Here is a 20,748-nt window from a genome sequence, read left to right on the forward strand (position 1 = left end):
CTTACAGTGCGCCCCATCTACTCGGCGGATTCCACACGAACCGTTCCAATACTGGGATCAACCCGGCTATAGGCTGCAAGCAAGCGTTGGCTCCACTTTTGCGAGATATAATCAGCCATGAACCGCGACGGCGCCATCAAGGTGACAGAGCCCCCTGCCCGATCGGTTTCGGCCAGATGCTGAAACCAGCTGGCCCACAGTTCTGGATCACGCCCATGCAGAATTGATTGCACCTGTGTCCACGCATCCGCCTCGTCAGAAACGCTGGGACCGGGTTTCGCGGTGAATGGCACGATGTTTGTTTCCGGCTCAGGCTCGTCCGACATGCGTGCAAGAAAATCGGATCCAATGACCGGCCAGATGTCCTGTGTGTCGATCATGATCTGCTTGAGATCAATTTCATAAACAGCAACTCGTCCACGAGCTGCAGGTCTTTTGACCGCTATCCACCCTAATGCGCGAAATTTAGACATTTCGCGCTTTACTGTCCGTTCATTCACTGTCCACAGGCGTGCAATTTCCTCACGCCCAATCGACAATTCATTGCTCCGCCAGTTATACCGAGTCGTAATCAAAGCAATGATGCGCAGAATACTGCGTTGTCGATGTTTGTCTCCGGACAACGCGTGAACGGTTAGCGCAGAGAGTATATCGTATTTTATGGCCGCCGCATTCCGCCCGACCGGTTTCGCCAGCTGCATACCCGTTCTCACCGCTCTATCTGCCTCAGACGGGTTAGCCCCGCCGTGTTCGCGCCGTTTGCCAACGCTTTTCGTCATCGTGGCCTAATTAGCGTCCAATCCTTCGATTCTGTCAAGAAGAGTCTGAATCCGGGCGAGAATTGCAGACCCTAAAATCAAAAAATGAAAAAGAATCTGGTGAATTACTGGTGATGGGGGACATCCTGATTGTCCCCTTATTGGGCCCTTATGTCCCCCTATATGTAGGTTTCTTGCCCTACGTGTCCCCCTAAATGCCGGGGCCTGGGGGTGTGAGATTCGCTGGGCGGCGCAGCCATGCACCCGAATCGATTTTGGCCCCGCAACGCCTTGTTTTCTTACCCGTGGGTAAGATTGCAGTTTCATCATATTTTCTTTTGCGTAAAGCGCAAATCGGTCGTAAAAAAGAAACGAACAGAATTTAACGTTCCAAACAAAGAGACCTGAGGCATGTACACGCACGAAGACCTGAATGCATTGCGCAACCAATCCCTCAAGCTGCAGGGTTGGATTCGCCAGCAGACCTTTAGCCCAGAGATGGAGAAGACCCTCCGCCGTTTTTCCAGCTGGGAGGTGTCCGAGCTGATCTTCCGGGTCAACCAGTCGACCTTTCGCGGCAAGCTGGCGGCAGATCCGTCCTTGCCGGGCGGAGAGGTGGAGCCCGACGGACGTCAGCGGTGGTTCAGCCTGGAAGAGGTGAACGAGCTGCGTCGACGCCTCAAGGTGAATCGAAAGTCCCTGATGCCCCAGCGCCCCGAGGGCAAGCGCGCCATTCGCGCCGCTGTCGCCAATTTCAAAGGTGGGGCCGGCAAATCGACCGTGGCGCTGCATCTTGCGCACGCTTCTGCTCTGGATGGGTATCGCGTCCTGGTGGTGGATTTTGACCCTCAGGCGACGCTGAGCCATTCGATGGGTTTGACAGACGTAACCGAGGATTACACGGTCTGGGGGATTATGGCGCGCGATCTTATCCGCGAAACGGAACGTATGAACAATCGGTCCGTAGCCGCCCAATCAGGAACCGCCCTGCCCCACCGGGAATTGCCGCCTGCAATTACGGATATGGGTCTGGGTGATCTTCGAATTGGCGACTTCATCAAAAAGACCTCGTGGTCGACCATTGATGCTATTCCGTCTTGTGCCAACGCAGCCTTCGTCGAATTTGCCTCGGCGCAGTATCGACACCTTAACCCCGAGTGGTCATTCTTTGCGGCCGTGTCCCGGTATCTGGATCAAATCCCGGATGATGCTTATGACCTGATCATTTTCGATTGTCCTCCGGCCATTGGGTATCAGTCCATGAATGCGGTGTTTGCCGCCGACATGCTTTATGTCCCGTCAGGCCCCGGATATTGGGAATACGATTCCACCACTTCCTTTATTGGTCAGTTGGCCGAAGCGTTGGAGGATCTTGCTTACGGTTTCGATACAACCTTACCCACGGGTAAGATCGGCCTGCCAAAGACATTCTGCGAGTTGAGGTTCTTGCTGACGCGCTACGAGCCCGGCAACGCCCTGCACTTCGCGATGTTTGAGGCTTTCAAGAAAGTCTTTGGCGAGCATGTTGCAGAGCATCCGGTTGAGATGACCCGCGCAGTTGAACAGTCCGGACGCTTCCTCAGTTCAGTTTACGAAATGGATTATCGTGAAATGACGCGGGAAACCTGGCGCCGCGCCCGTTCGACTTTTGACAATGTATACGAGGAATTCCGGGGCGTCATGCTGTCGGCCTGGGACAAGCTGGAGGATGACGCATGAGCCGCAAACGCAGAATGTTCGATATCGACATACCGGCAATGGACGACATTCCTGTCGGCAAAGCGCCGGACAAGGTCCTGGAGAAACGGCGCGGCCCGATGGCGGCCGCAATTTCTGAAAACGCTGATGCGCTCCGGGATCAACAATCGACTGAGCAAACCATTCGGGCAGAAAACGACCGCCTTGCGCATGAACTGGTTCGATTGCGGAGCGAGGGATTGGTGACGGAACACGTAGCTTTAGCAGATGTTCTGTCTGAAAAACTGACGCGGGATCGCAAGCCAGGACCGGATCCTGAATTGGATGAGCTCAAAGCATCCATTCGGGAAATCGGGTTGTCCAACCCAATCCGGCTTGAGCGTCGAGCGGACGGCCGGTTTGAACTGATTCAAGGTATGCGACGTTTGTCGGCTTATCAGGCGTTGTATGAAGAAACCGGAGAAGAGGCATACGCCAGAATCCCGGCAGGTATTTCCGAGGCCAGTGATCTCGACAACAGCTATCGTCGCATGGTGGATGAAAACTTGATCCGTAAGGATATCTCTTTCGCGGAAATGGGTGCTCTGGCGCGGGCTTATGCGGACGATCCGGCAAATGATTGCCCGGATGTGGACAAGGCGGTTTCAACGTTGTTCAAGTCGGCCAGTTACACCAAGCGCAGCTATATTCGGTCTTTTGCCAGTTTGCTGATGATGCTGGACAAGGTGTTGATGCATCCCAATAACATTCCGCGTAACGTTGGTGTGGAATTGAAGCGTAAGTTCGACGCGACGCCTGGTCTAGTGCGGCAGGTAAGTGATACTCTGATGAGTGAGCCGGATCGAAATGGTGGCCGGGAAGTTGAGATCCTCAGATCTTATCTGAACGAACAAGAGAGCAGGGTTCCCAAAAAAGCCGCTTCAGATGCTGGCAGCAAGCCACGCCGGGCAAAGACAACGTTTCAGGTGTCCGGAAGGGCAGGGATCGCAAAATGCTCGGCTTCAAGCGGGCGGCTTGATCTGAGGTACGATCTCGACTTTACCCGGGTTGATCGGAACACGTTGGAAGAGGCGATTGCAGCGTTTATTGATGCTCTGCCCGAGGAAGATGATCTTACCCACGGGTAAGGTTTTTTTGACAGGATATTTGAACGGGCGCGGATAGCAAATCCGCGCCCGTTCTTATTCCCGACGTTGAAATTCACATTCTCACTCCGCACCGCGTGGTCAATAAAGATGCCGTCTGTTGACGCCATCTCTGACGCGGTTCATTGAGGCCGCGTGGTCCTTTTGAGATGCTCCACATTTGAACAGAGAGCATGAAAACTATCGCGTGTTCACAGGCCAATTCTCGAAGGCCCCGATGGCGTGGGTCCGCATCAGTGAATTGCGAAGTGTTCAGACATCTGCGCGGATTTTTCTTTGAAGAGTACTCTTGCGAGACCCAAACATGTCATTCGAGAAGGTGCTATGCGCTGCGTCTTACCTTCTTCAGGCCTACAAAGCGGCTCGCGGTTTTTCTTTGAGCGGAGAATGCCAGCAGGGCAGGGCGGGAATATTTTGTCTTGCATATTCGAGCGCATTTGGCTTGCGGGGCGGATGCGCGGAATTGGCATAAAAATCACCGTAAGACTATATCTGAACAAGTGTGCAAAAATCCTAAGAAATGACCATTAAATACAATTCACTTGGATGTGTCGCAAACATTTTGTCTGGATTGAAGGGCCCGCAGGTTCCGACGTGGGGTTCTGTTGCAAAGATTTGAGCCTGTTGAGCTGTTTCAGCAATTCGCAGAACTGGCCTCATAACTCCACTGCGTTCGCCTAAACACGTCATCGTTCTCAAAAGAGTGCAACAGAACCACCTTTCAGAACTGTCTGTTGATACGCTCCAGAGCGGCCCCCAACTGCTGGACAAATTCACTTGCCAGGGCCGACGGGGGGCGATGCGCGGGTTGCATGATTGAAACGTTTAGAACGACATGGGGACGAAACGCCCGGAAGACGACGGGCCTGGGCTCGGGCCGCATGTTGACGTATCCAGCAGCAGTAATCGGGTCGCAGATACAGTAACAAAGCCCTTTTTCCACAAGGGTCAATGCCGGGTTGAAAGTCCTAAGTTCGAACCGTTGTTCGAACCGGGCTTTTTGACTCTCGAATGCCCTCTGGGTCGCGACCAGGTTAGGATGTCCTTCTTGCAGCCCGGCCATTGGTTGGCCCGACAGATGACCGGCTTCGACTGCGTCCAACTCGGCCAGTGGATCGCCCTTTGGGATCGCGCACACGCATCTCATGTCGAAATCGACGGTATCAATCGCCGCTGTGGGTTTCGGGGTTTCGCCTAATCCGATGTCATATTGCTGAGAGGCAACCCATTCCTCGATCACTGGTGACGCACGCATCATCAAAGAAGCGCGTACATCTGGTTTGTCCAACAGGAATTCGCTCAGAAGCTGCGGCATCAAAAGACTGCTGGCCGCCGGCATGCATGCTATGTTCAGGCGCCCCTTTGTCAGGGCCCCAATTTCGCGCATTGTCCGGGTTGAAAGCGACAGCCGATCCAGAACGGCTTCAGCCTCGGTGATGAAGTACTGGGCTTCGGGGGTCGGGGCCATTTTACCGCGTTGTCGGCGGAACAGGGCGATGTCCAACTCGGCCTCGAGATTGGCAATCAGCGCGCTGACGGCAGGTTGGGTCCGTCCGAGGATTCGGGCGGCTTCAGACACGGAACCTGTCCGCATGACTTCGCGAAAAGCCTGCAATTGGCGAAAACTGAGATTCATGCGCTGTTGTTAATCCTCAATTTTTCAACAAGTCATAAAGAAACTTTATTCAACAATCAATTTAATCGTTTTGACTTAATGCCCCGAGCTCGTGATCTTCCTCACCACGAATGCACCACCTGCATTCGTCATGCGGGAGGGGAAAATGACGCGCTTTGCAAGTGTCCTGCTGACAGTGCTGATCTGCCTGGTTGCTCTTGGGCAATTCGTGCAGGTGATCACGCGCTATGTGCTGGAAATTCCGGTTATGGGGCTGGAGGAGAGCCTGCTTTATCCCACCCTGTGGCTATACATGTTGGGGGCGGTCAACGCTTCGCGTGAAAACACACATATTCGCGCCAATGTGCTGGAAATCTTTCTGTCTACCGAACGTCAGCATCAGGTTCTTGCGGTCATAGGTGAGGTCATCAGCTTGATCGTTGGTATCTGGCTGACAACCTGGGCATGGGATTTCACCAAATACTCAATGCGTGTCTGGCGCGAAAGCCCGACGCTGTATCTGCCGACTTTCTATGTCGATGTCGCTTTGTTTGTCGGGTTGGTCCTGATGATGATCTTCACGGCCTGGCATCTGCTGATGCATCTGCGCGCCTTGTTTTCCCCCATTCCTGAACCCGCTGTTGAAGGAGGTCTGAAATGATCGAGATCGCGCTTTTTGCCGTACTGGTTTTGGTCATTCTGCTGACTTTGGGCGTTCCTCTGCCCTATTGTTTCGGTGCCGGTCTGATGGTGATGTATTTCGCCGGTGACGTGGTCATGAAGGGCAACATGCTGTGGGGGTTCCAGCAGCTTGGAAACCCGGTGCTGCTGGCCATTCCGCTGTTTGTTCTGGCCGGAACGATCATGTCCGTATCCGGCATAGCGGCAAGTCTTCTAAATTTCGTCAATATCTTCATCGGCCACCTTAGAGGCGGGCTGGGCGTTGTCGCCACCGTGTCCTGCGCGCTTATCGGAGCGATCTCGGGCTCGGGCCTGACCGGTGTCGCCGCGATTGGTCCGTTGCTGATCCCGGAGATGGAGAAGCAAGGTTATCCTCGCGAATACGCAACGGCGCTGATCGCAAATGCTTCGCTTCTGGGTCTATTGATCCCGCCTTCTGTGACAATGATCGTTTATGGGTGGGTGACGGATACGTCGATCCTGGCCTGTTTTCTGGCGACGCTTGGGCCCGGCTTGCTGATCATGGCCAGCTTTTCTGCGGTCAACATCCGTATGGCCCGCAGGTTCCCCTTGAAACTGAACGAACCCCTAAAAGGCGCGGCCTTCATGTCCGAGGCAACCCAGCGCGGGTTCAAGGCCACGCCCGCCCTTCTGATGCCGGTGATCATTCTGGGCGGCATTTACGGTGGCATCATGACCCCGACTGAGGCCGCCGCCGTGGCGGTGATCTATGCGATCCCAGTCGGGTTCCTGATCTACAAAGGACTGGACGTTCGCACCTTCTTCGGTGCGGGTAGAGAGGCCGCCACGTCGGTCGGGGCGATCATGCTGATGATCCTGTTCTCGATGATCCTGTCTCAGATGTTTGTACTGGAAAGTATCCCACAAGCCATCGTGCAGGCGATCTTTTCAGTGACGGAAAACAAGGCACTGCTGCTGGTACTGATCAACATCCTGCTGTTCCTGGTAGGGATGGTCGTCAATGACGTCACTGCCATTATCCTGATTGCGCCACTGCTGTTGCCGCTGATGCAGGCGATCGGGGTCAGCCCGATCCAATTTGCCGCGATCATGGGCGTCAACACCGCAATGGGAGGTGTGACCCCCCCTTATGCCTCGATCCTGTATCTGGGTGCTCGCATTGGGCAGGTGCCGGTCACCAAGGTGATCCGCCCCGCCATGACCCTGATCCTGCTCGGCTATCTGCCCGTGGTGTTCCTGACCAGCTTCTGGCCGGACCTGTCAATGTGGCTGCCCCGCTTCTTTGGCTACTAAGCCACCCACTTCATCACTCACGGAGGAGACTTATCCATGATGAACTTTCTGAAATCCACCTGTATGGCCGCTGCCGTTGTGGCAACCGCCGGTATCGCTGCCGCGGATACGCTGAAGATCAGCCATATCCGTCCTCAGGGCGCAACAATCGACAACGAGTTGCGCGCCTTCGCAGAAGAGCTGAAGACCGTCACGGATGGCTCGGTTGAATTGAACCTGTTCCCAGCTTCGGCGCTGGGGGACTATACCTCGGTGCAAGAGCGCATCTCAGTTGGCGCCATCGACATGGCCGTTCAGCCCGCAGCCACGGCCGTTGATCGCCGCATGCAAATCTCGGCGTTTCCCTATGTGGCTGCGAACTGGGAAGAGGCAAAAAAGATCTACGGACCAGGCGGTGCAATCCACGGCGCGATGAAAGATCTCTATGCCAAGCAGGACATCACCATGCTGGCAGCCTATCCGGTATACTTCGGCGGCGTGGCACTGAACACCGACGCTGTGAACCCGGGCGATCCAACCTCAGCCAAGGGCATCAAGGTCCGCGTGCCGGGCATCAAGAGCTTTCAGCTGACCGCCGACGCATTGGGCTATATCTCGTCGCCTATCCCGTTTTCGGAAGCGTTTACAGCGGTGCAGACTGGTGTGGTTGACGGTGTCGTCGGGTCGGGTGCCGAGGGGTACTATGCCTCATTCCGCGATGTGACCACGGCTTATGTTCCAGTCAATACGCATTTTGAAGTTTGGTACATGATCATCAACTCGGGCACGTTGGCTGACATGAGCGACGTAGATCGCGCAGCGCTGGAAACGGCGGCGATGGAGTTCGAGGTCAAGCGCTGGGAAACTGCCGAAGCTGATCAGAGCACGTTTGAACAAAAGCTGGCCGACAACGGGGCCACGATCGTTTCGCTGACCGACGAAGAGCTTGCCGCCACTGCAGCCCATGTGCGTGCGCAGGTCTGGCCGCAGGTCCTGCAGGACGTTGGTCAAGAATGGGGGCAGGGGATTCTCGATAAGATCGGCGAATAACCCTGAACCTGGGCAAGGCGTGCTCCTCCCTGCGCCTTGCCCTGCTTTTCGACGGAGATGCTCTAATGTTCAGATCCTTGCAGTATGACGACCGTGACCAGGTGACGCTGACCATAAATGGTTGGGAAGTCGCCGCGCGCGAGGGTCAGACCGTGTGGTCCGCCATGGCGGTAAACGGTCAGGTCGAGACCCGGAAAGCGGCACTGTCAGGCGATGCGCGCAGCGCGTATTGCGCGATGGGCGTCTGTTTCGAATGCATGGTGGAGATCGATGGACTTCCGAACCAACAGGCCTGCCTGAGGCGAGTATCTGAGGGTATGAACGTCATCACTCAGCGTATTACAGATGAGTCAGAGGCGGACGATGCAGGCCTTTGACTGTGCGGTTGTCGGCGCAGGTCCGGCAGGTATGTGCGCCGCCATAGAACTGGCGCGGGCAGGCGTTCAGGTGGCTGTTCTGGATCGTGAGCCAAGGGCAGGCGGGCAGATATACCGTTCGGCCGCAAACAGCCCGGTTCCGGATGTTGCCGCCCTCGGCGCGGACTATGCCGCTGGAGCAGCCCTGATTTCCGAGTTCGAACAGGCCAACCTGACACATTTCACCGGCGCGGATGCTTGGCATTTGGGCGATGACGGACGCATCCTGTTTTCTCACGAAGGCAACACACAAGAATTGCGCTGCCGAGAAATGCTGTTGTGTCCTGGAGCGATGGAACGACCGATGCCGATCCCCGGGTGGACTTTGCCCGGCGTCTTGACCGCCGGAGCGGCACAGGTGATGCTGAAATCAGATGCAATCGTGGCCGAGGGTGCCATCTTCGCGGGTTCAGGCCCGTTGCTCTATCTGATCGTGGCACAGTACCTGCGTCTAGGAGTGCCGGTGACAGCATTGGTCGATACCACGCCTCAGCAGCACTACCTTGATGCTGCGCCGCATCTGCTCCGGGCACTACGACACTCAGGTCAATTGCGCAAAGGCCTGGCATTGCTGCGAGAGATCCGCACTTCAGGTGTTGCGATCCACTCCGTCGCCGATCGGTTGAAGGTCGTCGGTGACAATAAGGCTGAAGGGCTCAGGTTCGTTGCGGCAGGCAGGCAGCACGAAATTACCGCCGACACTGTATTTCTGCACCACGGTGTGCAACCCAATCTGAACATGACGCGGGCGATGGATCTGGATCACCAGTGGAATTCCGAACAGATGTGTTGGCAGGTTTCAGTGGATGATTTCGGGCAAAGTTCGATTGAGCACGTGTCAGTGGCCGGCGATGGTGCAGGCATTGTCGGTGCCGATGGCGCACGTGCCGAGGGTCGTCTGGCTGCATTGAATATTTTGCGCCGTCTTGGCCATCTTTCGCGGGCCGAGCGAGATCAAAAGGCGGTTAAAGATCTGTCCTTTTTATCGTCGTTAAAATCGTTTCGACGTTTCATTGATTGTCTCTATCGCCCGACCGATGCATTGCGATTGCCACATGACCCGGAAACGCTAGTCTGCCGTTGCGAAGAGCAGTCTCTGGACGACCTGCGAAAAGGGTTCGACCAGAGTGCGCAGGACCCGAACACCCTGAAGGCCCTGACGCGGTGCGGAATGGGTCCATGTCAGGGTCGGCAATGCGGCCATGTGGTGGCCGGACTGTTGGCGCAGTGGCGCAATGAGCACCCCGAAACGGTTGGTTACTATCGGTTGCGCAGCCCTCAGCGCTTGCTGACGCTGGACGAATTAAGTCGGTACCACACAGTACAGGCGGAAGCTGCGGAATGAAGACGGATGTTTTGGTCATCGGCGGCGGGATACAGGGCTGCGCCACGGCATTCCACCTGGCGCGTCAGGGAGTATCCGTGATCGTGGTCGAGAAAGACTATGCCGGGCGTCATGCATCGGGTGTCAACGCTGGCGGCGTGCGTCTTTTAGGGCGCGATATGGCCGAAGTGCCGCTGTCTAAAACATCAATGGAGATGTGGCAGACCCTGGATGACGACTTAGGGCACGACACGGGTTTTCGTCGTCATTCCCTGATCAATATTGCTGTGGATGATGCGGATCTGGACGCGCTACAGGTGCGTGAGGACAAGATGCGCGCGGCGGGATACACGCACGAGCGTATTATTGACCGGTCCGAATTGATGGATCGTCTGCCACATGTAAATCCCGATTGTGTGGGCGGCGTGATATCGGATTTGGATGGTTATGCGATCCCTTATAAGGCCACGGCGGCCTTTCGCAGAGCGGCTGAAGACTTAGGCGCACAAGTGATTGAAGGCGAAGAGGTTCTGGGGCTCAGACGGATCGGAAATGTATGGTTGGCGCAAGGCCGGCAACACCGCTACGAGGCCGAAACCGTCGTCAATTGTGCGGGTGCCTGGGCGGACCGGATCGCGTTATTGATCGGAGACAACGTGCCGCTCAGCCACGCGGCACCGATGCTGATGATCACGGCCCGGATGCCGCATTTCGCCAAGCCGGTTGTTGGTGCGATCAGTCGCCAGCTCAGTTTTAAGCAATTCGAGAATGGCACAGTCCTGATCGGCGGCGGCGCCAAAGGTTTTGCAGATCGCGCCAACAATCGTACCCGGTTGGATTATTCGAAACTTGCTGCCGCCTGCCGGACCACAGCAGAGTTCTTTCCGATCATGCACAAGGCAAGCATCAACCGGATGTGGGCGGGGCTTGAGGCATACATGCCGGACAATCTGCCAGTCCTTGGCCCGGCTGTGAATGCTGCCCGTGCCTTTCACGCATTCGGCTTTTCGGCGCACGGTTTTCAGATGGCCCCCGTGGTCGGTCAGGTCCTGGCCGATTTGGTCACCGGCGGGCGTAGCCGTTTCAATTTATCGCCATTCCGTATCGATCGCTTTGACCGCAAGGTCCTCTAACAGGAGACTTCCAACATGACGATTACTCGAATCGAAACCGGCCAGCGCATGAGCCGGATCGTCAAGCACAACGGCACTGCTTATCTGTGTGGGCAAACTTCGGATGCAGCCAAGGTCGCTGACCAGACACGTGACATTCTCGCTAAAGTTGAGGATCTTCTTGCCAAGGCAGGAAGCGATAAAACCCGGATGCTGCAATGCGTGATCTGGCTGGCCGACATGGCGGATTTCGCCGAGATGAATGAAGTTTGGGATGCCTGGGTGTCGGAAGGACATGCGCCGGCTCGTGCGTGTGGCGAAGCCAGACTGGCGCGCGACGTGTTGAAGGTCGAGATGATTGTAACGGCAGCATGCGATTGAGTCGGACCATCCGTTCGCTCCAGTTCTTGATAAGAGCAAAGGTTCTGTCGCAATCTTTTTCCCTACCTGTCAGGTCGATCGTAGTTTTGGTAGCGTATGCTCGAATTTAACAGGAGCAGACAGTGACGATCTCATTTAGGCGCGCGCATTATCCGAAAGAAGTGATCTTGCACGCGGTTTGGCTCTGCCGCAAACTTTGGCGTGGTTCGAAGCTTTCCGTTTCTGTGCCTCGCGAGCGGCTGCGGGTGAGTACTTCACAACCCAGCGGTTCAGCGTCACATGATCGACCGACACACCACGTTCCGCCATAATCTCTTCCAGGTCGCGGTACGAGACGCTGTATCGAGCATAGAAATAGACAGCGAACAGGATCACCGATTGTGGGTAGTGCGCACCTTCTAAATCGATCACCGGACACTCCTAAACATCGTCGCAGACCAACAACCAATTGGATCAAAGCACCCAGAGGTGCAGCCTACTGACCAAAGTTTGCGACAGAGCCCATGCGGCACCATTGCTTGTGCAATATCGCGATCAGCTATGCACGTTCAATGATGATATTCAGGGCACGGCGACCGTAAGTATTGTTCAAGCAAGAATTGAAGGCCGACACTCAGAACGAGAGGGTCCAACCATTTCCTCCCGGCGTTTCCCACTGGGCCTTCTGCGGGGAATGAAACGCGGTATCTCAGCCTGGTTCTGATTACGACGACTACGCCACCCCTGGCCTGAGCGGTTTTTGTACAGCAGCACAAAGAGTGCCCACAAGCAGGACGGCAGATGCCACGATCAGGCTGTCTCCTATTTCTCCGGTTATGTCGCCGATGACGCCGGCCCCAATAGGTCCCAGTGCCTGTGAGACGGCGAAAACAATTGTAAAAAAGCTAATGGTTGCACCCCAGTCCTGTTGGCCCACGTTCTGGCGGACAAAGCTGGTTACAGCAGTGGGCGGCATAAAGACCGATAGCCCAAACACGAATGCCGACATAATCAACCCATATCCATTTGGAACGAGGATTGGCAGAGCTGAACCAAGTGCAACTCCGATCAGGATCAGCGCCAATGGCGTTCCAGACGCAAAGCGGGCCAGTACGCCTCGCCAGATAAAGGGAGATGCCATAATACTGAATCCAAGGACCATCCACGTCGCGGCGGTCAAAAGGGCGCTGGAATGCTGCTCTTTCATCCAGACAGAAATGAAAGTGACGTACACGATATACCCCATTCCAAACAGTGCGTACCCACCAAGTTCGCCAAGCATCTTGCGCACCGGAGGAATGGAAGGAAGCGCGGCGTCATGCTTGGTTTCGTTCAACGTTCTGGAAGCCCAAATCGAAAATGGGCAAATGGCGAGAGCTGCCAACCCAAGTCCGATCCACGCCCAGTCCCAGGATTTGGGGCCGAAAACGTCCAGCATGGTCGGAAGGGTTGCGCCGCATAGCGCGATACCCAATCCTCCGCCGCCGCCAAAGTACAAGGCGATGGCCAGTGCATTCCTTCGGGCGCAATTCTGGAACAGTGATGCCGCCAGAACGCCGCCAGACACAAAGGAAAGAGCGCCGAACAATCCCACCAAAGTACGACAGGCAGTTTGAAATACGAGGCTCTCATCAAATCCAGTCAGCAGAAGACACAGTGCGGTGGCCACGGTACCACCCGCGAATAGTCGCGACGGAGAAATATGCCGGATCAGGAAAAGTGTTAGAATTGAACCCATTATATAGCCGATCGAATTAGCCGTATTCAGCCAACCCGATTGAGTAAGGCTCCAGCCGAGACTACTTTTCATAGATGGCAGAATAAGACCGTAAGCAAATCGACCAAAGGCATTGGAGATGCTGACACCAAGCGCAAGGCCCAGCAAAATGAACCAGGGGTTGGCAGGTTTTGCAGCGGTCATGAAAATCCTTCCAGGTAGGACAACACCGTGCCTCAAGGTGACTGGCCGTGCAATCCCATCAGACCCGGCACTGATGTTTTTTGGTTTGGCTTGGGCAACTTAAGACTGCATATATTCAACAAGTTTTGGGGTGTTGTCACGTTAACCGTCGTTCGATTGCTCATATTTGGATTTGGAAGTAGGTGACATCGATGAATTCATCGTCGATCAGCTACAAGCGCCACCGATTTCCTCCTCATATCTTCGCCCACGCGGTGTGGCTGTGCGTCCGCTTCAATTTGAGCCTCCGCGAAGTTGAAGAGATGCTGCTGCAACGTGGTATCGACGTTTCTTACGAAACGATCCCACGTTAGGTGATCAAGTTCGGACCGCAGATTGCTCGAAACTTGCGACTGCGGCAGGGCCGTCCAGGCGATGTCTGGCATCTCGATGACGATGTTGTGAAAATCTCTGGTCGCAAGTATTGGCTTTGGCGCGCGGCCGATCAGCACGGCGTCGTGCTGGACGAAATACTCCAACCGAAACGGGACAAACGGGCCGCAAAACGGCTGTTGCGTAACCTGATAAAGCGACTTGGTTTATTCCAAAGCGGATCATCACGGACAAACTGCGGTCGTATGGTGCTGCCACGCGGGAGGTTGCGCCAGGCCTGGATCATTTGTCGCACAAGCGGCTGAACAACTGTGCAGAAGACAGCCATCTCTCATTTCGAAAGCGGGCGCGGACAACACCGTACAGTCCTCAAGTTGGATGAAGGCTTTGTCCGCGGTCCGGTCATCCGACTCTAGACAAATGCTCCGCGCTGCACGAACGGCAGCAATGCGGAATGCAATCGCAGCTCTTGAGCTATCGGTGGGCAGCTGCTTTGGGCCGCAAGTTCGCCTGCGTGAAGTGTCTGAAAAAATTGCAATGGTCAGGTACTGCGGATAATGTTCGGGTGTCCGCTTCAACACAGTCCTTGGCTTGCACCTAACAGTTACGTGAGATTTCGGGACTGGCTCTAAGAAAACTTTGCTCTTCTCGTTCTCCCAAATCAATACTGAAGCACATGTCTTTGAAAGCAGGATTTTTATGCGAATTAGCGTAGGCGTCGCTGTCTCAATTCTGGTTGCCGTGTCTATCGGCGTGTCGACGTTTATTGTCCATTCTCTATGGTGGGCAACAGCGCGCGATAACAGCCGCATGCTAGCAGCAGAAATCAACAGTCAGATTGCAAACACCGTGCGTATCGAAGTTGGTGTGACGCTCGAGTCGGCCGAGGCCGCCTGGGCAGCCGTGCGAACGATCTTTGTCCAAAACGTTGTCGCGACGCGACAGGCCGACAAGCGAGAGTTTGTCTTTTTGTCACAATTGCAGGCGCAACCGAATATCTCGTGGATGTTCTTCGGATGGCCGGATGGAAACTTTTTCGCGTCACACCGTCTAGGTGACGGTGGACTTGAGATGATTGAAATCGACAAGGACATTCGTGACCGGATGCTGCGGAGGGACCGCTACATCTTCATTCCGGGTGACATTCAGTTCGAGGAGCGGACGTTTACCGAAACGTCTTATGACCCTCGCGATCATGCCTGGTTTGAGAATTTCATAGGCCTTAATTCCGCAGGGTGGATTGAAGCGCGCGACCTCCCGGAGAGTGACAAAACCATCTATGCTTTTGTTGGTCCGATTGACGTCAACCGACAGCGGCAAGGTGTTCTCGCCGTTGCGATCGAAACAGACCGGCTTTCACGCTTTCTTGCCACGCTTGCGCCCGGCGAATTTGGTGCGGCATTTATTCTGAACGCTGATGGAAAAGTCATTGCGGTACCCGATGCTGAAGCTGATGAGGTCAATCCGGCGCGTATGGGTGAAGGAGAGCTGTATGAAGTCGCTATGATCTCGGGGAAAAGGCTATTGGGTGAGTCCGGAGCGAATGCCCCCGGCAGTTTGACGAAACGCGTCGTCATCGACGGCGTGCCCTACGCAGTGGCACTAACGCCGTTGGGATTCTATGGCTGGCGTGTTGCCACGGTCATTCCAGAATCGGCTTTTCTTTCGGGGATCGACGAAACACTGATAAACCTGATCTATGTTCTGGTCGTTGTGGTCGTTGTCGCAACCGGACTGGCGATCTGGCTGATCCGAAGTATTGTCGCAAATCCGTTAGCGCGTATCGCCGAAGACCTTGGCAAAATTGAACGCTTTGACGTCGAACGCATTTCGCGCAGACCCTCAAAATTGTCTGAGCTTGCCAATCTCTCTGCGGCAACCGCCAGCATGGCAGCTGGCCTGTCCGCATTCCGAAAGTACGTTCCCACCGATCTCGTGCGCATGCTGGTTGCTGAGGGCATCAAGCTGCAGCCTGGCGGAGACATCAAGCAAATCTCCGTGCTGTTTTGTGATGTTAGGGGTTTCACTGGCTTATCTGAGAAACTTGGGCCCAAAATCGTCCAACTGATGGAACCCTTCTTCAGCGCGGCCTCAGCGGCCATAACTCACAACGGTGGGACTATCGACAAATTCATGGGTGATGCTGTGATGGCGTTCTGGGGGGCGCCGCGCAAGGATGTCAACCACGCAGAAAACGCCTGTCGCGCTGCACTGGACCTTGTCGCTGCCTTGGAAAAATCCGGAATTGAGGATGACGCCGGCAACCCTTTACGCGTCAGAATTGGGCTGAACAGCGGCGAGGCTTTGGTCGGAAACATCGGATCGGAGCAGCGTTTGAATTACACGGCAATTGGCGATGTGGTGAACGTTGCCAGCCGGTTGGAGGGGGCCAATAAGGAGTATGGTACGTTAATCCTGATCGGCCCAGAAACAAGACACCAGGCGGGTGACAAAATTATAGTGCGCGAGCTAGATACCCTTAAGGTATTTGGACGTATCGAAGAGCTGGTGGTTTACGAACTGATCTCAATGGCGGATGGGTTTGACGGATCATCTACTTGGATAGAGGCCTATGAACAGGGCCTTGCACACTATCGGGCAGGGCGGTTCGACAAGGCAGTTGCTGCATTTGAGACTGCTGACCACGCACGAAATGGAGATCCTGCCTCAGTCGCCATGATCTCCCGCGCCCAAACTCTATTGGATACGCCACCACTGGAAGACTGGCGCGCTTTTACAAGTACCAGTAAGAAGAAGTAGTTACATCCGATCAAGTATACGCGCTTTGGTCTTGGGGCCTTTCGCAGAAATGATACCTGCTGATTGCGCGCTTGACCCTTCGCATATGCGAATTGATGCTGCACCAGCAATCTCCCGTTGCGGATAGCACCGAGGTTAGGGAGTTCAGCGGTTTCGTTCTGGTTCTGGCATTTCTCGTGGGCGTAGCACTAAGGCTCTAGACCAAAAAAACGTCATTTGATTGCCAGTGTCTGCTTTGCGAACTGCATCCGCAGCATCTGGCGATGGCGCTCAATGTCAGCAGAGGGCCGCTCCGGAAGGTAGTTGTCTTGGATAAATTGGTATTGATGAAACGGTCTGTCGTTTAGATGTTCCACAAGGAAGCAAGAGCGTATGGTTGGGAGGCATTGAATGGCAAAAATCAGAGTAAATATTGTCGGTGCCGGTCGCGTGGGGCAAACCATCCTCGGCCTCTTGCGACACTCATCCAAGTATTCGGTTCAAGGCATAGTGAGTTCTCGATTTAGATCAGCGGAAAACGCCGCCCAAATTGCGGGAACGGGGAGAGCGGTGGAGAAATATGCGGACCTAGCACCGGCCGACCTGTGGATTTTGGCGGTGCCGGATTCTCAGATTTCAATTGCAGCAACTGAACTCGCAAAAGTTGTTGGTCAACACGATACCAATGAACCGCCTCCAGTTGCGTTTCACTGTAGCGGTTTCTATCCGGCAGATAAAATGGCGCCGCTTCAGAAGTTAGCCTGGCGACTTGCCAGTGTGCACCCGGTACTTACGTTCGCAGAGCCGGCAACCGCGATCCAGCAATTCGAGGGAACACTTTGTGGCATTGAGGGCGAAGAATCTGCCTTGGATTTTGTCAAAGACTTTCTGGCTGAGATTGGTGGAATCCCATTTCAGATCAATTCCGATAGCAAAAGCCTTTATCATGCGGCCGCCGTGTTTTCGAATAACTTCACCGTGGTTTTGCAGGCGATCGCGCGAGAGGCCTGGGCTACTGCGGGAGTGCCTGATGACATTGCAAAGCAACTGACCACTACGCTGCTTCAAGCCACCAGTGAGAATGTTGCCGCCCATGGACCGTTGGGAGCGCTTACCGGACCCGCATCACGAGGCGACACCTTTGTCGTCTCGCAACAAGAGAAAGATGTAGCCGCTTGGCATCCGGCTGCAGGAATCATCTATAAAGAGCTGAGCTTGCTCGCTCAGAAATTGAAGGCCGACGGTAAGACACAGGATTGGTTGGGTCCCGAAGGATAGCCTGACCTACAATTCAACTGAGGCTATGCGAATTCTTGGAGCCTTTGATCTTACGCTTGCGGCGAACGGCTGGTTCGACGGGCGGCGCTGCGGCGTCTCAATGTAGGCCCATGAGACCGGAATGGGCCGGTCCGCGATGTTGAGTCTAGCCGCTGAACCAAAGCGGCGCGTCGCCTACCGCCCATGGTGAGTACTTGTTCATTATGTGCATGAAGGCTCCGCTTGCCAGGAAACGATCCAGCCATGCGATCAAATTCGACCATTCCTGCGCGTCAAACCACTTCCTGTCTATATGGGCGAACTGGCGGACAAAGGGCAAAAGTGCCAGATCGGCAAGGGCTGGGCGATTTCCAAATAACCAGGACTGCCCAGCCAGCCGTTCGTCGAGGCTGACTAAATAGCTCGCCGCTTTCCTGCGTTCTACTGTTTCGTCAACATCCGGATACCGCGTGGCATACTTTGTGTGATCCAATGCAACCTTGAATGGACCATCATTATCCGCGATCAGGTCCCACCCTACCTGGGGCATGTCCAAAAGACGCTGTGGATCATTTTGTTCCAGCGCCCAGATCATGATATCCAGGCTTTCGTCAAGAACCTGATCTGGCAGGCGAAGCGCTGGCACCGTTCCGGACGGGGATGTTTGCAAAAAGGCTTGTGGCTTGTCCTTTAGCCGAACCTCACGCAATTCGACTTTGATACCCGAACTCGCCAACGCGAGGCGTGCCCTCATTGCATACGGGCAGCGGCGGAATGTCCAGAAGATAGGGTGATGAGCCATATGAGGATTTATCTGCACTTCGCCAGTACCGTCAAACCCTTCCTTGCCTGTCATGTTCGAACTTCTGTTTCAATGACGCCAGGTAGGATATGTCGCAAACTCCATCCCCAACGTGTTAGATTAAATGCAGTTCTGGGAACGCATGCTGGACCATGACAGGAGGGGACCGTAACGCTCTCATTTAAGGGCGCGCATTTTCCGAAAGACGTGATCTTGCACGCGGTTTTCTTCTACCTGCGCTACGGTGTTTCATACCGGGATCTGGAAGAAATCACGGCGGATCGTGGCGTTGATCTGGATCATGCAACGCTGTGTCTGACATCAGCGCCAATGGGACAGTCCCGTAAGACCGACGTTGCACCTCGTGGAAACGACGACGTTCAACGACGTTATACGTTTGCGTAGAAAGGTTGTGATCCAAGATGCGAGCAAGGAACGCGATTGCTCAACCGTTTGTGTCCAGGAGAACCTGTTTTGAAAAAAACGCGCGCTCGATCAACATTTGAGCCTTTTGAGTTTGGGCAACCGAGATAGCTGGGTCAAAACGTCGAACATCCACATCCTTGTCAGTGCTTTAGGTTGGCATTACCAGCCAGATTGGTACTGTGTAATAAGATCCATGAGAATGATAGTTCAATTTCAGAGGGCTATTGATGAACTTGGGAATTTGGAACTCAGCACTCCTTGCTTTTGCCGGCGCCATGGCCTGGACCGGCACTCAATCCATTGCACAAACGGATCTGTTTGAGCGTGCGACCGAGGGCTCCGGCTACGATCTCGTGATCGAAAATGGGCGCGTGCTGGATCCGGCAACCGGTAGTGACCGAGTTCTCAACATCGGAATTGCGGATGGCGAAATTGTCACACTCTCAGATGACGATCTGAAGGGAAAACGCGAGATCGACGCATCCGGCCATATTGTTGCGCCGGGTTTCATCGACCTTCACACGCATTCGCCCTTTCCGTTTGGGGAACTCCTGCAGGTAAAGGATGGTGTTACCACTTCGCTGGATCTTGAAGCAGGCGCGTGGCCGGTGGCCGAATATGGCGAGTTCATTCGTGGCCAGGCACGGGCGAATTACGGATCGTCCGTTGGCCATTTTGCAATTCGCATTAAGGTCATCGAGGGCAAGGATCAGCCGTGGATTGTGACCGAAGCTGGTCAGGCCGTTCCGGGTGCCGCTTTCAGTCAGATCGCGACGCCCGAACAGATCGAAGAGATTCGCACTCTGTTGCAACAAGGTCTCGACAACGGCGGCCTCGGAATTGGTTTTTTGCTGGATTACATGTCCCCCGCAATCAGCGACGAAGAACTGCGGATGATCTTTGAGGTTGCGGCCGAAAATGACACGGTGGTCTGGGCGCATATCCGACGCGGGATCAACGGCGACATTCAACCGTTGCTGGATTTGCTGCCCCTTGCGCAGGAGCTCGGGGTAAAACTCCATATCTGTCACATCAACGCCAATGCGATGGGAAATGTCGGAAACTGGCTTACGGCCATAGACGAAGCCAATGCCAAAGGTGCCGATATCAGTGCCGAGATTTTCCCGTACACAGCGGGTTCAACCACCATCAAGGCAGATGTCTTTGACCGGGATTGGCAAACAATATTCGGCATCACTTACGAAGACGTGCAGTGGGCGGAAACAGGTGAGTGGTTCACCGAGGAAAGCTGGAACCGCATTCGCGAGGAGCGCCCGGATAGCAGCATCATCCACCATTACATGAAGGAAGAATGGTTGACCGAAGCCTTGCAGTGGCCGGATATGATGGTGGCGACCGACGCAATGCCCACCTTCGATTCCAGCATCAAATCAGCACCCAATGGCGCAGGCTCATACACACGTCTTCTGGCCCGGTTTGTTCGCGAGCTGGAAGTATTTGACACAATGGAGGCGTTCCGGCGTGGCAGCTACTTACCGGCGGCGCGTCTGGCGGAATTTGCTCCCGTTTTTGAACAGAAAGGTCGGGTCAAGGAGGGTGCAGATGCTGATTTGGTAATCTTCAAACTCGAAAACCTGCGAGATAATGCTCGCTATACGGATCCTTTCCGCGAAGCGACTGGATGGGACTACGTGATCGTTGGCGGTGAAGTCGTTGTCGAAGCCGGGGACCCAACAGGAGCAACTCCGGGAGTTCATATTTTCAATAAAGCAAAGTAATAAGCTTAGCGTGGCTTTGTTTTTTAATTCCGCTTTGCAGGTCGTATATTCCCTGAAAACGTAAGGGCCTGGAAGGAAT

The 20,748-nt window shown here is 54.7% G+C and carries 16 protein-coding genes and 3 pseudogenes; 14 read left to right on the plus strand and 5 right to left on the minus strand.

The window, feature by feature from the left end; genetic code table 11:
- Positions 1-17: 17 nt before the first annotated feature.
- Positions 18-701, minus strand: a complete 684-nt coding sequence (locus AC2FLD_RS19970) for a DnaA N-terminal domain-containing protein (protein WP_496673220.1) — start codon at positions 699-701, stop codon at positions 18-20.
- A 468-nt stretch (positions 702-1,169) separates the two neighbouring features.
- Between AC2FLD_RS19970 and AC2FLD_RS19975 the strand changes: the two genes are divergently transcribed.
- Positions 1,170-2,477, plus strand: coding sequence for an AAA family ATPase (locus tag AC2FLD_RS19975; protein ID WP_496673223.1), 1,308 nt, complete (start codon positions 1,170-1,172; stop codon positions 2,475-2,477).
- A complete protein-coding gene (locus AC2FLD_RS19980) occupies positions 2,474-3,583 on the plus strand; it encodes a ParB/RepB/Spo0J family partition protein (RefSeq protein WP_496673226.1) in 1,110 nt (369 codons plus the stop codon). Before AC2FLD_RS19975 ends, AC2FLD_RS19980 begins: the two co-directional genes overlap by 4 nt.
- A 739-nt stretch (positions 3,584-4,322) precedes the next feature.
- On the opposite strand, the gene AC2FLD_RS19985 is transcribed toward AC2FLD_RS19980, so the two are convergent.
- The gene (locus AC2FLD_RS19985; RefSeq protein ID WP_496673229.1) at positions 4,323-5,237 is read right to left on the minus strand and encodes a LysR family transcriptional regulator; all 915 of its coding nucleotides are present in this window, start codon (positions 5,235-5,237) and stop codon (positions 4,323-4,325) included.
- Positions 5,238-5,382: 145 nt separating this feature from the next.
- On the opposite strand from AC2FLD_RS19985, the gene AC2FLD_RS19990 reads away from it, so the two are divergent.
- From AC2FLD_RS19990 to AC2FLD_RS20020, 7 genes are all read left to right on the plus strand, one after another.
- Positions 5,383-5,877: a TRAP transporter small permease gene (locus AC2FLD_RS19990; protein WP_496673232.1), complete on the plus strand. Its 495-nt coding sequence runs from the start codon at positions 5,383-5,385 to the stop codon at positions 5,875-5,877.
- Positions 5,874-7,172 (plus strand): TRAP transporter large permease, encoded by a 1,299-nt coding sequence (locus AC2FLD_RS19995; protein ID WP_496673235.1) that lies wholly within the window; start codon positions 5,874-5,876, stop codon positions 7,170-7,172. The genes AC2FLD_RS19990 and AC2FLD_RS19995 overlap by 4 nt, the downstream gene beginning before the upstream one ends.
- 36 nt (positions 7,173-7,208) lie before the next feature.
- Positions 7,209-8,201 (plus strand): TRAP transporter substrate-binding protein DctP, encoded by a 993-nt coding sequence (gene dctP, locus AC2FLD_RS20000; protein ID WP_496673237.1) that lies wholly within the window; start codon positions 7,209-7,211, stop codon positions 8,199-8,201.
- A gap of 65 nt (positions 8,202-8,266) precedes the next feature.
- The gene (locus tag AC2FLD_RS20005; RefSeq protein ID WP_496673240.1) at positions 8,267-8,578 is read left to right on the plus strand and encodes a (2Fe-2S)-binding protein; all 312 of its coding nucleotides are present in this window, start codon (positions 8,267-8,269) and stop codon (positions 8,576-8,578) included.
- On the plus strand, positions 8,565-9,962 hold the full coding sequence (locus AC2FLD_RS20010; protein WP_496673243.1) for an FAD-dependent oxidoreductase: 1,398 nt from the start codon (positions 8,565-8,567) through the stop codon (positions 9,960-9,962). The genes AC2FLD_RS20005 and AC2FLD_RS20010 overlap by 14 nt, the downstream gene beginning before the upstream one ends.
- Positions 9,959-11,074 carry an NAD(P)/FAD-dependent oxidoreductase gene (locus tag AC2FLD_RS20015; RefSeq protein ID WP_496673246.1) on the plus strand — a complete coding sequence of 372 codons (1,116 nt, stop codon included), beginning with the start codon at positions 9,959-9,961 and terminating at the stop codon, positions 11,072-11,074. The genes AC2FLD_RS20010 and AC2FLD_RS20015 overlap by 4 nt, the downstream gene beginning before the upstream one ends.
- Positions 11,075-11,089: 15 nt before the next feature.
- Positions 11,090-11,434 carry a RidA family protein gene (locus AC2FLD_RS20020; RefSeq protein ID WP_496673249.1) on the plus strand — a complete coding sequence of 115 codons (345 nt, stop codon included), beginning with the start codon at positions 11,090-11,092 and terminating at the stop codon, positions 11,432-11,434.
- A 213-nt stretch (positions 11,435-11,647) separates the two neighbouring features.
- Here AC2FLD_RS20020 and AC2FLD_RS20025 read toward each other — a convergent pair.
- Both AC2FLD_RS20025 and AC2FLD_RS20030 read right to left on the minus strand, forming a co-directional pair.
- Positions 11,648-11,845 (minus strand): annotated as a pseudogene (locus AC2FLD_RS20025) (IS6 family transposase); the annotation flags it as partial.
- A gap of 301 nt (positions 11,846-12,146) precedes the next feature.
- A complete protein-coding gene (locus AC2FLD_RS20030) occupies positions 12,147-13,334 on the minus strand; it encodes a YbfB/YjiJ family MFS transporter (protein ID WP_496673252.1) in 1,188 nt (395 codons plus the stop codon).
- Positions 13,335-13,525: 191 nt separating this feature from the next.
- Here AC2FLD_RS20030 and AC2FLD_RS20035 point away from each other — a divergent pair.
- The 3 genes and pseudogenes from AC2FLD_RS20035 to AC2FLD_RS20045 form a co-directional block, all read left to right on the plus strand.
- Positions 13,526-14,085: pseudogene (locus AC2FLD_RS20035) on the plus strand (IS6 family transposase); the annotation flags it as partial.
- 320 nt (positions 14,086-14,405) lie between these two features.
- Entirely contained in the window at positions 14,406-16,466 is a 2,061-nt protein-coding gene (locus tag AC2FLD_RS20040; protein WP_496673255.1) for an adenylate/guanylate cyclase domain-containing protein, read from the plus strand.
- A gap of 390 nt (positions 16,467-16,856) precedes the next feature.
- The gene (locus AC2FLD_RS20045) at positions 16,857-17,723 is read left to right on the plus strand and encodes a Rossmann-like and DUF2520 domain-containing protein (RefSeq protein WP_496673257.1); all 867 of its coding nucleotides are present in this window, start codon (positions 16,857-16,859) and stop codon (positions 17,721-17,723) included.
- Positions 17,724-17,868: 145 nt separating this feature from the next.
- Here AC2FLD_RS20045 and AC2FLD_RS20050 read toward each other — a convergent pair whose 3' ends face one another.
- Positions 17,869-18,504, minus strand: a complete 636-nt coding sequence (locus AC2FLD_RS20050; protein ID WP_496673275.1) for a glutathione S-transferase — start codon at positions 18,502-18,504, stop codon at positions 17,869-17,871.
- Positions 18,505-18,711: 207 nt separating this feature from the next.
- Between AC2FLD_RS20050 and AC2FLD_RS20055 the strand changes: the two are divergent.
- Both AC2FLD_RS20055 and AC2FLD_RS20060 read left to right on the plus strand, forming a co-directional pair.
- Positions 18,712-18,816, plus strand: a pseudogene (locus tag AC2FLD_RS20055) (IS6 family transposase); the annotation flags it as partial.
- Between the two features lie 341 nt (positions 18,817-19,157).
- Complete coding sequence (locus AC2FLD_RS20060; RefSeq protein WP_496673260.1) at positions 19,158-20,669, plus strand: amidohydrolase family protein; 1,512 nt, start codon at positions 19,158-19,160, stop codon at positions 20,667-20,669.
- Positions 20,670-20,748 lie beyond the last annotated feature (79 nt).

Source organism: Ruegeria sp. CDSA021, from assembly GCF_059612325.1.